Source organism: Halalkalibacter suaedae, from assembly GCF_017939705.1.
GTDB classification, from domain to species: domain Bacteria; phylum Bacillota; class Bacilli; order Bacillales; family Bacillaceae_D; genus Halalkalibacter; species Halalkalibacter suaedae.
The window spans coordinates 168,262-181,421 of the sequence record NZ_JAGKSQ010000007.1 but is presented as its reverse complement, the minus strand read 5'-3'; the positions used below and the strand labels follow the sequence as shown (position 1 = coordinate 181,421).

The 13,160-nt window shown below is 40.0% G+C and carries 14 protein-coding genes and 1 pseudogene; 4 read left to right on the top strand and 11 right to left on the bottom strand.

What is annotated here, in order from left to right; all coding sequences use genetic code 11:
• Window positions 1–84: 84 nt before the first annotated feature.
• The 3 genes from J7W16_RS16635 to J7W16_RS16625 form a co-directional block, all read right to left on the bottom strand.
• A complete protein-coding gene (locus J7W16_RS16635; protein WP_210598597.1) occupies window positions 85–588 on the bottom strand; it encodes a YwgA family protein in 504 nt (167 codons plus the stop codon).
• Between the two features lie 14 nt (window positions 589–602).
• Entirely contained in the window at window positions 603–1,901 is a 1,299-nt protein-coding gene (locus tag J7W16_RS16630; RefSeq protein WP_210598596.1) for an HD domain-containing protein, read from the bottom strand.
• Window positions 1,902–2,058: 157 nt separating this feature from the next.
• On the bottom strand, window positions 2,059–2,283 hold the full coding sequence (locus J7W16_RS16625) for a YuzB family protein (protein WP_210598595.1): 225 nt from the start codon (window positions 2,281–2,283) through the stop codon (window positions 2,059–2,061).
• A gap of 144 nt (window positions 2,284–2,427) precedes the next feature.
• Here J7W16_RS16625 and lipL point away from each other — a divergent pair, with 144 nt between their 5' ends.
• On the top strand, window positions 2,428–3,252 hold the full coding sequence (gene lipL, locus J7W16_RS16620) for an octanoyl-[GcvH]:protein N-octanoyltransferase (RefSeq protein WP_210598594.1): 825 nt from the start codon (window positions 2,428–2,430) through the stop codon (window positions 3,250–3,252).
• Window positions 3,253–4,313: 1,061 nt separating this feature from the next.
• Here lipL and J7W16_RS16615 read toward each other — a convergent pair.
• Both J7W16_RS16615 and pta read right to left on the bottom strand, forming a co-directional pair.
• Window positions 4,314–5,135, bottom strand: coding sequence for a hypothetical protein (locus J7W16_RS16615; protein WP_210598593.1), 822 nt, complete (start codon window positions 5,133–5,135; stop codon window positions 4,314–4,316).
• A gap of 114 nt (window positions 5,136–5,249) precedes the next feature.
• A complete protein-coding gene (pta, locus tag J7W16_RS16610) occupies window positions 5,250–6,242 on the bottom strand; it encodes a phosphate acetyltransferase (RefSeq protein ID WP_210598592.1) in 993 nt (330 codons plus the stop codon).
• Between the two features lie 292 nt (window positions 6,243–6,534).
• Between pta and hemQ the strand changes: the two genes are divergently transcribed.
• From hemQ to gerQ, 3 genes are all read left to right on the top strand, one after another.
• A complete protein-coding gene (gene hemQ, locus J7W16_RS16605; RefSeq protein ID WP_210598591.1) occupies window positions 6,535–7,284 on the top strand; it encodes a hydrogen peroxide-dependent heme synthase in 750 nt (249 codons plus the stop codon).
• Between the two features lie 161 nt (window positions 7,285–7,445).
• A complete protein-coding gene (locus J7W16_RS16600) occupies window positions 7,446–7,877 on the top strand; it encodes a cell wall hydrolase (RefSeq protein WP_210598590.1) in 432 nt (143 codons plus the stop codon).
• Between the two features lie 97 nt (window positions 7,878–7,974).
• Entirely contained in the window at window positions 7,975–8,499 is a 525-nt protein-coding gene (gene gerQ, locus J7W16_RS16595; protein ID WP_210598589.1) for a spore coat protein GerQ, read from the top strand.
• A 43-nt stretch (window positions 8,500–8,542) separates the two neighbouring features.
• Here the strand turns inward: gerQ and J7W16_RS16590 are convergent, their stop codons facing one another.
• The 6 genes and pseudogenes from J7W16_RS16590 to J7W16_RS16565 all read right to left on the bottom strand — a co-directional run bounded on the left by J7W16_RS16590 (window position 8,543) and on the right by J7W16_RS16565 (window position 12,618).
• Complete coding sequence (locus tag J7W16_RS16590) at window positions 8,543–8,911, bottom strand: DUF423 domain-containing protein (RefSeq protein ID WP_210598588.1); 369 nt, start codon at window positions 8,909–8,911, stop codon at window positions 8,543–8,545.
• A 45-nt stretch (window positions 8,912–8,956) separates the two neighbouring features.
• A complete protein-coding gene (locus tag J7W16_RS16585) occupies window positions 8,957–9,226 on the bottom strand; it encodes a DUF5327 family protein (RefSeq protein WP_210598587.1) in 270 nt (89 codons plus the stop codon).
• Between the two features lie 64 nt (window positions 9,227–9,290).
• Window positions 9,291–9,557 (bottom strand): annotated as a pseudogene (locus J7W16_RS16580) (MerR family transcriptional regulator); the annotation flags it as partial.
• Between the two features lie 26 nt (window positions 9,558–9,583).
• Window positions 9,584–10,333, bottom strand: a complete 750-nt coding sequence (locus J7W16_RS16575) for an exonuclease domain-containing protein (RefSeq protein ID WP_210598586.1) — start codon at window positions 10,331–10,333, stop codon at window positions 9,584–9,586.
• The gene (locus tag J7W16_RS16570) at window positions 10,330–11,346 is read right to left on the bottom strand and encodes a DUF294 nucleotidyltransferase-like domain-containing protein (RefSeq protein WP_210598585.1); all 1,017 of its coding nucleotides are present in this window, start codon (window positions 11,344–11,346) and stop codon (window positions 10,330–10,332) included. Before J7W16_RS16570 ends, J7W16_RS16575 begins: the two co-directional genes overlap by 4 nt.
• Before the next feature lie 3 nt (window positions 11,347–11,349).
• Window positions 11,350–12,618, bottom strand: coding sequence for an ammonium transporter (locus J7W16_RS16565; RefSeq protein WP_210598584.1), 1,269 nt, complete (start codon window positions 12,616–12,618; stop codon window positions 11,350–11,352).
• Window positions 12,619–13,160 lie beyond the last annotated feature (542 nt).

Genomic DNA, 13,160 nt, shown 5'->3' with positions numbered 1-13,160 from the left:
TCGCTCACCCTTTCTTACACAGTTCTATCTTTCCATTGTACACAGACATCGTATACATATGCTACTTTCAGTAAATGATCCGCACTATTGTTTTGTATCACGCAATGTTTCGATAAAGGCATATGCGAGGTCGATATCTTCCTCACTATAATTTTGTTTTCGTTTGAGTGTAAAGACCTTTTCCTTCACCTCATCCTTTGTGAGATCCTCGAAATAAAGTAGGGTCGATACAAGCTCAAGAAAACGTGAGCTTTGTCCGTTTAATTCATTTATTAAGGCTTCAGATTGAGGAATTTCAAACTGGTATAAATTCAAAAAGCGCTTGCCTTCCTCAGAAAGTGCATACCGGTATTGATAGTAATTTCCTTTGTCTTCTTTTTGTTCTTCGACAAAGCCCAAATTACATAATTCCTCCATTCGCAAGCTTAACTCCTCAGAGTATGGCCCAAACATATGGAACTTAAAACGCTCGGAAAAAGGCACGTCCATTTTCTTGGCAATATAGATGATTTTCTGGAGCTTCTTCCGTCCAATTACTTCTCCAGCCTGCAAGAAAAGTGCCATTACATTTGCATGATCCTTAAGCAATGCCTGCTCCTCCTTTACACATTAAGTATGTCTCTGATTTTCTGTTTCACTTCTTTATGTTCACGCTCGTCCTCTAAGCAATCAAGCGGAAAATAGAGTTTATGATCGGTACGTTTTTTACCCGAAATTGCCTCAACAACATCTGACTCCCGTGAAAGTTCACGCAACTTCCCGTTCGGCATAACAAGATGAATTGGCAATCGTTCTTCTTCTTCCCCTGGACGATAGAAATCGTAAGGCAAATCTGATGAAGAATCGATCACTAAATAATAGTCCGGATTCAAGTCAGCTTGTCTGAAAAGATCTTGAAGGATCGGCCAATCATTCATTCTTAAATTAGGGTTGAATTCCACGTACTTAAATAAGTGTCTATTAAGGAATCTTACACAAAGATCGCTCAAAATGCGATCCTCCTCATCCTGCCAAATTTGAAAATAATACATGGTTATCGCTTCATCTAACCGTAAATAATCCTCTAAACTCCCTTTTCCGTCAAAAAACGAATAAAAATGATTTGGTTTTTGTTTAAAATCATAGCCTTGGTCAGAAAGCTCTTTTGCCCTTTTTAAAATCTTCGTCAGAATGACTTCTGCACTTCTAGTTACAGGATGAAAGTAGACCTGCCAATACATTTGATATCGGCTCATAATATAGTCTTCAACAGCGTGCATCCCACTCTGCTTAATGACGACTTGATCCTCGGTTGGACGCATGACACGCAAAATCCGCTCCATATCAAAGTGACCGTAGCTGACACCAGTATAATAGGCATCACGCTGAAGATAATCCATTCTGTCGGCGTCAATTTGGCTTGAAATCATGCTCGTTACTAATTTATTAGGGGAGGTCTTCTCGATCACATCAGCAACCTCTTTAGGAAAAGTCGGACTTACATGTGAAAGAACCTTATTCACTTCGGTATCACCTAGAACAATTTCCCTCGTCCATTCCTCATGATCTGTATCAAAAACCTTTTCAAAGGAATGAGAAAAAGGCCCATGTCCAACATCATGAAGAAGTGCTGCAGAAAGAGCTAGCAGCCGGTCTTTTTCATCCCAGCCTGGACGTCCTTTAAATACTTCTAGAATCCGTTTTGTGATCTCATATACACCAAGAGAATGGTTGAAGCGTGTATGCTCAGCCCCGTGAAACGTTACATAGGTAGTTCCGAGCTGACGAATTCGTCGCAGGCGTTGGAATTCCTTCGTGCCGATTAATTCCCAGATTAATTCATCACGAACATGAATATATCGATGAACAGGATCTTTAAATACTTTCTCTTCTTCTAATAAACCATATGGTGGTTTTGTCATAGTGAACCCTCTCGTTTCAGTGAGTAGTATCTACATTATAACGAAAGTGTGGACAGCTGTCATAGGAAAAAACGGATGAAGAACATTAAATTCCCATAACAAAAAGCCCATAGAAAAATCGGGTTCTCCTACAGGCTCATCTATGAATCAGAAACGATTATGCTTTTATTTTCTGACCGACCTTTTCAAGCAATTGATCTTCATCTGGTGCTGATAATGGACGGCTATTTACAAATGCAAATGATTTTTTTCGACCAGGACCGCAATAGGATTGACAGCGAATATCGATAGTTGCAGTAGGATCGAGCTTTTTTAACCTGGGTACTAGCGAATTAATATTAGTTGCTTGACACTCATCACAAATACGAAATTCATTAGCCATATCTCGGTTCCTTTCATTGATAATATCAGGATGTTTCATTAAACCAAGCAATAGTATAGCACATTGGTTATGTTGTTGCACGATGTTCTTTCATATTTAGAATAGTGTTATAATAAATGAAGTTTGTTACGAGGAGCTTAATGTATGAAAAATATATCAACGTCATGGCGTTTTCTAGATCATTCAACACTTGGATTGAATTTCGATGCCCTGCAATCCTTTGCCTATGATGACACATTATCTACAGTTGTCGGTCAGCAGGATGCTCCGCCAACGATTCGTCCGTGGGTTCATGAAAAGACAGTTGTTCTAGGTATTCAAGATAGCCGCTTACCCTATATCGAGGATGGACAAGCATATCTCGAAGCAGAGGGCTATCGTGTCGTCGTCCGCAATTCCGGTGGTTTAGCCGTTGTATTAGATCCAGGCATTTTAAATCTTTCATTAATTATTAAAGAAGAAAAAGGATTCACGATTGATGCAGGCTACGAGCTGATGTATTCCTTTATCCAACGATTATTTGCGGACTTCCCTGTTCACATTGAAGCAAAGGAAATTGTCGGGTCTTACTGCCCTGGTAGCTTTGACCTTAGTATCGGTGGCAAGAAGTTTGCGGGAATATCCCAGCGAAGAATTAGGGGCGGAGTAGCTGTCCAAATCTACCTATGTGTTGATGGAAGCGGAGAGGATCGTGCTCAGCTGATTCAGAATTTCTATACTAAATCAGTCCAAGGCGCACCGACAAAGTTCAGTTATCCACAAATTGTCCCAGCGACAATGGCCTCCCTCTCCGACCTTCTAGACACACCATTAACGATAACAGACATCGTTGGCCGAATTCTACACTCCCTACATGATGAAGGCATCAAACTACACATCCAAGCATTATCACCCGCCGAAATCAACATGCTCCAAACCCATTATGAACGAATAAATCAAAGAAATATAAAAGCAATGAACCTAGGTTGAACTCCACCTTGGTTCATTGCTTTTGTTCGTATTCACATTATGATCTATGGTTAAATGTCCTTTTTAATAAGAGAGTGATTAACTGAAAGTCCAGCCAAAATCGCTATCCGCTCATAAAAGTGTTGATCTGGCTCATAAGTGCGGTGAACCCGCTCATAAAAGGATGATTCCCGCTCATAATAAGCAAATTCCGGCTCATAAACCTCACCCGATCAACCGATTCTCAGCTGAATGTAGGGGAAATAGTACCTTATCTTTGATAAAGCTCGCACATATGCTGGTTTTTCGGTTAATGTTCTTTTTAATAAGAGATTATTAACGAAAAGGCCAGCCAAAATCGCTATTCGCTCATAAAAGTGTTGATCTGGCTCATAAGTGCGGTGATCTCGCTCATAAAAGGATAACTCCCGCTCATAATAAGCAAATTTCGGCTCATAAGCCTCTCCTAATCAACCGATTCTAAGCTGAATGAAGGGTAAAAAGCAACCTCATCTTTGAAAAAGCTCGCACATATGCTGGTTTTTCGGTTAATGTTCTTTTTAATAAGGGATTTATTAACGAAAAGTCCAGCCACATCGCTATTCGCTCATAAAAGTGTTGATCTCGCTCATAATAGGATGATTTCCGCTCATAATAAGCAAATCCCGGCTCATAAGCATCACCTGATTAACCGATTCTCAGCTGAATGTAGGGTAAAAAGCAACCTCATCTTTGAAAAAGCTCGTACATATGCTGGTTTTTCGGTTAATGTTCTTTTTAATAAGGGATTTATTAACGAAAAGGCCAGCCACATCGCTATCCGCTCATAAAAGTGTTGATCTGGCTCATAAGTGCGGTGAACCCGCTCATAAAAGGATGATTCCCGCTCATAATAAGCAAATTTCGGCTCATAAGCCTCTCCTAATCAACCGATTCTAAGCTGAATGAAGGGTAATAAGTACCTCATCTTTGATAAAGCTCGTACATATGCTGGTTTTTCAGTTAACTGTCTTTTTTTAATACTAATTTATTACGAAAAGTCCAGCAAACCCTATAACAGAGTGAATGTCCGCAAATAACCCTCATAGTTTTTTCAACAACGACTTCGTATATTGCCCAATGAAAAGAACCCCAATATGAATCGGAATAAAAGTAAAGATATTTAGTCGTTTTAATTTAAGAATCCCACATTTCACAAGGAGATGATCAGACCCATGCATCAACAGCAAACCAATAATCTTAAACTTGCCCGGAAGTAGTAGCGAGTTGATCGTCCCAAGAATACTTAAGTAAATCGCATAAAGTGGTGCAACAAGGAAGTGATCCTGATATTTATTCTTAACAAACCCGGCCTGAAATAAAAAACCTTTAAAAACGGCAGTAATAAAGAAAAAGGCATTTGTATAGTTAATTAGGTACGCAAAAAACAATGTAGTTATCGGAAAAAAAGCATTCTTTTTTGCTTTTAAACCTTCCCACCACTTAGTTATTATCAAGAAGTATAGAAACATTAACGTAACTGTATAATACGTTCTCCAAGTATCATTTTTGTAAATCCCTTTAAAAATAAAGAAACGCTCAATTAAACTAAACAGGACAGCTGCCCCTAACTTCCATTGCCAGCTTAATCTAAATAAAATAAGGGCAGTTGCTTTAATAGGCACAAAGAGACATTGTGACAGAAATGCCCCAAACACATTATCAAACCATTTATTTTTGAAGACTTTTGGTTTATATTGGTACATTTTGAACATATTCAAAACAAAATACTCAAATAAATAAGCAGGTCCGATCGCACTCCATAAAAGAAGCACCACTTTTTGCTTTTTTCTCATAAATGTAAAAACGAGTAGAATTAAATGAAGTACTCCTAAAATGACAAATGGCTTCGTTTGCTTTTTCATCAAGCGTCCCCTCAGTTACTGTTTTCTTTAGTGTTGATGGTTTATGTTCAATTCATACACAAAAAAAACATCCTAGCTCATTTGAACTGGGATGCTCTTTTTATAAGTAAGTATTTATTTACTTGTTACTGTCTGGTTAATTGCTTGCATTGCAGTAATTAATGAGAGCTTATAGACATCAGCTGCGTTACAACCGCGTGAAAGATCATTAACTGGCTTATTTAAGCCTTGAAGAATCGGTCCAATCGCGTCATAGCCACCTAGTCGTTGAGCAATTTTGTAACCTAGATTCCCTGATTCAAGACTCGGGAAAATAAATACATTTGCTTGCCCTTGTAGTGGTGAGTCTGGTGCTTTCTTTTGAGCAACAGCTGGGACGAAAGCCGCATCAAATTGGAACTCTCCATCAATGACTAAATCTGGTCTAGACGTCTGAGCAAGCTTCGTCGCCTCAGACACCTTTTGTGTTTCAATCGATGATGCAGATCCTTTTGTCGAGAAGCTTAGCATTGCTACTTTTGGATCAATACCAAAAACCTTCGCTGTTTCAGCTGTAGCAATGGCGATTTCCGCTAGCTCTTCACTATTTGGAGCAATATTAATCGCACAATCACCAAATACAAATTTCTTATCATCCTTCACCATCACGAACACACCGGACGTTCGTTTGATTCCTGGCTGTGTTTTAATGATTTGTAGTGCTGGACGAACCGTATCTCCAGTAGAATGTGCAGCACCACTTACGAGACCATCCGCTTTACCCATATAGACAAGCATGGTTCCGAAGTAGTTAACATCAACTAGCTTTTCTCTCGCTGTTTCATCTGTCTCTTTTCCTTTTCTCCGTTCTACGAAGGAAGCGACCATCTCGTCCATTCCATCGTAGCTAGATGGGTCCATGATTTTTACACCCTGTATATTAATGTTCAGCTCTTCGGCCTTCTCTGTAATTTCTTCTTCACTTCCGATAAGAATAGGTTCAACAACCTTATCCTTTTTTAGATTAACTGCAGCCTCTAAAATACGTTCGTCTGTTCCTTCAGGTAACACAATCGTAGGCTGATGCTTCTCTACTTGTTTTTTTATTTCAGCAAAGAGATCACTCACGTCAATTCCTCCTCATATCCTTTTCGTTCTCTAATTTATCTTTATAATAAGAATACTCTTCTCTGTAGTAAAAAGGAACCATCTTTGTCAAGTTCGTTAAAGTTTCAATTTTTGAAAAAATCTTTCTGATTACGCTTTCAGACGCTCTATATCTCATTATTTCTTCATTCCGTCGTTTTTTAGGATGACCAAAGCTTTGAACCTTATGTGTCAGAATCGCTCATCATTTTAAGTCTCACTTTAGTTATGGTATATTAAGGGTAATTGACCCTAAATGAGGAGTGGACAAAAAATGAGTGAAGCTGCAGTAACGCTAGACGGATGGTATTGCCTACATGATTTTCGTACAATGAATTGGCCTGCATGGAAATCTATTTCGAACGAGGAACGCAACCAAATATTGGACGAGTTCAACTCAATGATCGGTTTATGGCAAGAAACCGAAGCAAGTGAAAACGGAAGCCATGCTCTTTATTCGATTGTTGGCCAAAAGGCAGATTTTATGATGATGATTTTGCGCCCAACAATGGAAGAGCTTAATGAAATTGAGAATGCTTTTAATAAATCAAAGCTAGCAGAATTTACAATCCCAACCTATTCCTATGTTTCTGTCGTTGAGTTAAGTAATTATATGGCTGGCGAAAGCGATGAGGATCCGTATCAAAATCCTCATGTTCGTAGTAGACTTTACCCGACACTACCTAAGTCTAATCATGTTTGCTTTTACCCAATGGACAAGCGACGCGAGGGGAATGACAACTGGTACATGCTCCCAATGGAAGACCGTCGTTCCCTTATGCGTAGTCACGGGATGATCGGGCGAACGTATGCAGGGAAGGTAAAACAAATCATTACCGGCTCTGTTGGCTTTGATGATTGGGAATGGGGCGTTACTTTATTCGCGGATGATGTGCTCCAATTTAAAAAGCTCGTTTATGAGATGCGTTTCGATGAAGTATCTGCACGTTACGGGGAATTCGGTTCCTTTTACGTAGGAAATTTACTCGATACTGACCATGTAGCAAGCTATTTCCAGATCTAATTCATAACCTCCTTTTCCTATTCTATATAGGAAGAGGGGGTTATTTTTTTAAAAATAACTATCATACACGCTTCACTGGGCACATATAGTGAAGTAACTGCACAGCCTACGTCATACTTAAAAACAACTAAGATTTTCAACTTTGATTAGGAGGTGAACGGATGGCTGTTATAAATGTTTCATCAAGTGATGTTGATATGCTGGCAAGGCTGATGCGTGCCGAAGCTGAGGGTGATGGTGAACTCGGTATGCTTACGGCAGGAAATGTAATGGTCAATCGCGTACGTACACGTTGCTTAGATTTTGAAAATGTGAACTCTGTACCTAATATGGCGTTCCAGTCACCCGGTGGCTTTGAAGCCGTTCAGAAAAGTTACTTTTACCAACACGCAAGAGAGCGCGATAAACGGTTAGCCAAACGTGTGATTGATGGTGAAAGATTTCATCCGGCGGAGAATTCACTATGGTTTTTCAGACCTGAAGGAACTTGCCCTGCCCAGTGGTGGGGACAATGGAATACCGGGCGTTATAAAGCACATTGCTTCTACAGCCCACTCGCTTCAGAATGTCCTGATGTTTTTAGAACTTACTAATGTGAGAAAAGACGGCTCGGCTCTTTGCACTTAACTGTAAGGAGCACAGCCCTCTATTTTAGTACTTAATCACTTTTAAAAAAAAGGGGCGATCAGCATGAATCAACAACAATGGTATCCACAATATGGGCAAACGCAAGCAGGTCAGGCACAGCCACAAGCTCAGACACAAGCACCAACTTCACAGACACAGGGAAGTGTACCTTATTACTCTTCTCAGGCCTATCAAACACCTGGATTTGTGCAAGCACAGCAATACCCACCTTTAGGAGGGCCAGTACCTGGCTATCAGCAGCCTCAATTAGGTGGGCAAGATATGCTGCCACTTGAACAATCCTACATTGAAAACATTTTAAGACTTAACCGAGGTAAAGTAGCCTCGTTTTATATGACATTTGAAAACAACTCAGAGTGGAATGCCAAAATCTTTAGAGGAGTTGTTGAGGAAGCTGGTCGCGACCATATTGTTGTTGGTGATCTTCAGGATCAAACTCACTATCTTCTTTTGATGGTCAATCTTGATTACGTTGAGTTTGATGAGCCAATTGATTATGATTATTCATATGGCGGGTCAACACCCTTCCAATTAACACAATATCCGCCTAGACAAGGGCAGGAATAAAAATACTTAGCAAAAAGCGAGGGGATGATCCCCTCGCTTCCTTTTATTTAATAACCGCAATCGCTAATAATACCCACCCAACGATGAAAGCTAATCCACCAATTGGTGTAATAGCTCCGAGCTTCGTTATGCCTGTGAGTGCCATCACGTAGAGACTTCCTGAGAATAAGATAATTCCAATTAAAAAGCTCCAGCCGGCTCCATTTAATAATGCTGAATTTGTTACTTTCATTGCAATAATACCGACAGTCAACAAGCCAATTCCATGTATCATATGGTATTGAACGCCTGTTTGATAATTCTTCATCATTTTCTCGGACAATCTTGATTCAAGACCGTGTGCTCCAAATGCACCAATCACGACAGATAATCCCATAACAATACACCCAATTAATAAAAAAATCTTTGCCACGTTCTTCACTCCTTATGTACCTACTATTCAAAATGAAATACTCTTTTAGAAATCAAGTAAGCTTGACTTTGGTGGCACAACCGCTTCCTCTTGACCTTGATAGGATTGCACTTGTGCAATCGGTCGGACCGGTTGAGTTATGACTTCCTTTTGTTCCACTCGACCCGCGTTCGTACCTTTTAACAGCTGACAATAAGCTTCAATGACAGCCGCCTTTTCTTTTACAAGTCCTGACTGATTGTCATCAATCGCTCTTTTTAAATATTCGAGCTGCTCTTCTAATTGCTCAACAATTTGTTTTGCTGGTATGTTCAAAACAGTGAACCTCCTCGCCTCTCATTTCCCTCTATAGTAGCACAGAAAAAAAGGACTAACCATGTTGTTGGTCAGACCCCTTTTCTTTTTGACGAGAAGCAAAAATTGCTTTGACCCCGGCTATGTTCACACCTTGTTTGATTAAAGCCTTTATTTCCAAAAACTTTTCGATATCCTCCAACGAAAACATCCGCTGATTTCCATCGTTACGACTCGGCTTCACCAACCCGTGCTCTTCATAATACCGAATTTGTCGGGCTGTCAAGTTCGTCATTTCCATCACAACTCTGATGGGTAAACATGCTTGTCTGCGAGGAATATTTGACTTCACTTCCGCCCCTCCTTCGATTTGTATTTTTATTGGGTTGAGCCCGCTTGATGTCCTTTCGCTAAATATGTGTAGACATCTCTTAATGTTTCGAACCCTAATTCCTTTGCCAGTTGAATGTTCTTTTGCCATAGCTGTGCCGTCACCATTGCGTCCTCTTTCGCATGATGACGAATAGAAATAGGAATCTCATAATGTTCGCAGCACTCATCGAGCGTGACCAATTTTAATTCTGGATGGACAACCTTCGTTAAAAAAGAAGTATCAATGATTCGATGCTGAAATGTCGCACGCAATGTTTGCCATGTCGCATGGGACATAAATTTCTTTTCATGACTAGCATGGTGGGCAACTAAGGTCGATTTCCCGATATATTTATAGAAATCACCAAGCACATCCTCTAAAGCTGGAGATTGCTCAAGTTCCTCCGAAGTGAGTCCTGTTAATTCGAGAATCTCTTCTGAAGGATTGAGACAGTGAACGGTGGAATAGTAAGTTTCTTCATCGAGAATTTGCTCACCTTTCATCTTCACGGCACCTATTGAAAGAATACAATCTCCCTTATCTGGATAAAACCCACTCGTCTCTAAATCAAAAATAACAAATGGTAGTTCAGTAAGAGGACTATCTAGGATGTCTTCCTGCTTTAATTCACGTTGAATTTGACGGAGCTGTGATAGCCTAGCTGCACCAGACTTCTGCTGAAGTGACGTGTAGACATTTGGACTCAATTTTCCTGATAGCTGCTTTACCAATTGAACCATGTTATTCATGATCATGTGGATTCACCTTTCTTGAAGATTCTCTCAATATCTTGATAGAGCTGATGTCCTTCTTTGATCCATTCTTTTAATTGCTTCTTTTCAGACTGACTTAATTGATCCAAAGCAAGATGATGAACATGCTCATAGCTTTGTACGTCCTTCTGCCAGTCAACTCGCTTTTCAAGTAACTTTTCAAATGAAGGCTTTAATTTCTTAATATGATGATATTTTTCAGGTAATTGCTCGAATCTCTCAATCGTTGAAGATGCATAAATATGCTGCTCAATTGCGAGTAATCGTAAACCATTTACATATGGAAACAATACCGTCTGTTTAAAATCAAACTTGCCTTGCTGCTTTCCTTTTGTTTCAACCAATAATTGATTGAAGAGACCTACTCCCTTGCGAAGCCTGCCTGTGTTTTCAGTAAAACGTTCGAGTAAATATGGTTCCATGTCAACTGCATTAAATAAAAGTCGCTTAAGTCGTTCAAGCAGCTCCGGATCTCCGATAAGAGTCCTTGAATCAAAAAAGGTAAGGGTATAACGCAAGGTCTCCCATTTGTTGTCTTTTAACCAGCCTTTGATTTGCTTTTCCCATTGATCGTACGAGCGACACCATTTTGGGTTAGACGCCATTACTTTCCCATCACAAGGTTCGTACCCTACTCGTTTCAGTGCATAGACAATTTCTTTCCCGACATGAAGAAAATAAGATTCTTCCTCTTCTGCACCCGAACTTTCAAATATGATTCCATGATCCTGATCACTCCAAAACGATTGCTCAAGCCTTGCACCGCTACCCATTAAAAAGAAAGCAAAGTGAGTGGGAGCTGTTCCCCACTCACTTTCAGTCTTTTTAAGAGCGAGACATACCGCTTTCTTTATCAATAGATCATGACTTTTTTGCAATGAGGCCGAGGTATGCTCCCGATCATGAATGACGCTTAGACGTTCTTCATAAAGTTCTTGATAACGTTTATTCCACTCTTGATCTCCGTAGGTAGTATAATCCTTTGCCTCTCTCATTTCTTATGCGCCTGTCTTTGTGTCTTGACCTGGCATGCTTTCAGGATAACCATAGCTACCGTGCTCACTAAGGTCTAGACCAACAATCTCTTCTTCTTCAGATACACGAAGACCGCCAGTGATTGCACTTGTAATTTTTAATAGAATGTAAGATACAACGAAAGCGAAAACCGCTACTGCTACAACACTGATGATCTGAACCCCAAGCTGTGTAAAACCACCACCGTAGAATAATCCCGGACGACCAGCAACCATTTCAGACAATTCTGGAGTTGCGAAGAAACCTGTTGAAATTGTACCCCAAACCCCTGCAACACCATGAACAGATAATGCGAAGATTGGATCATCAATTCTAGCTTTGTCAAATAATTTCATACTGAAGAATACGATTAATCCACCAACAAGACCGATAACGACCGCTGCCCAAGGTGCTACGAATGCACAAGATGCAGTGATTGCTACAAGACCTGCTAATGCTCCATTTAACATTGTTGGAACATCTGATTTCCCTGTAAGTGCCCAAGCAATAAATAATGCTGCGACAGCACCACCAGCTGCACCTAATTGCGTATTAAGAGCAACATAACCAAAGAATGCATCGGCTACCCCTAATGTACTACCTGCGTTAAATCCAAACCAACCTACCCATAGGATCAATACACCAAGAGCTGTGAATACTTGGTTATGTCCAGCTAAATCATTTGATGAACCGTCTTTGTTGTATTTACCAAGACGCGGCTTTAATAGAATTGTCGCTGCAAGTGCTGCTGCAGCCCCTGTTAAATGCACAACCGTTGAACCTGCAAAATCCTGCTTACCAAGTTCTGAAATCCAACCGCCACCCCAAATCCAGTGAGCAACAACTGGGTATACAAAAGCTGAGAATAAAACTGCGAAAATCACATAAGCAGATAACTTTGCACGTTCTGCAAATCCACCAAACGCAATTGTTAAAGCAATGAGTGCGAACATCATTTGGAAGAAGAAATCAACTGAACCAACTAATCCTTCATCTGCTGTTTCATAGTTTCCAAAGAAGAAATCTGATAATCCGATGAAGGCATTTCCTTCACCATATGAAAAGCCCCAACCAACTGCCCAGTAGACCAGAGAGCCAATCCCTAAAGTGAAAATTGTTTTACCAGCAATATGTCCAGCATTTTTCATTCTTGTTGAACCTGCTTCTAAAAGAATAAATCCACCTTGCATAAAAAGTACAAGTACTGCACAAATCATAATCCATACGTTATCCATAAGTGCTAATTCCGGCATGTAAAATCTCTCCCCTCGAATGTTAGACATGTCAGCGTCAGAGAAGCTAACATCTCTTGTTAGTCTTTATTATACGTTCTAAATTTTCTGAATCCACCTTGTTGTAAGATTAGCTTACATACTAATTAACTACGGCTTTTGGGCTGAAAAGGCTTACTTCAAAGGGAGAGTATGGATAGCGGAATTTTCAGATAACTATAGTTTAGGTTGTTTTTTTATTGGTTGGGTGGTGTCAAAAAGAGGGTTTGGTTAAATATCGAGTCTTAAAGGGGGGATGATTTTTGAGAAAGGGAAGAAGAGAGCTAGTAATCCTGTGACATGGTTAGTTGCGGACATATGATCCGCTAATCAATGAAAAGGGCGGGTTAGAATGGAGTGATCGGACATCCAATCCGTTATTCGGTTCCATAACAGTCTTTTTCTCAAGATTTATATGAAATAACGGATCATATGTCCTTTAAAATACTAGAATGAGAGTTTACCCGAAATTAAGGGATCATATGTCCGCATAGGTCTTTAGAACACACTTATTAGCGTTTTGG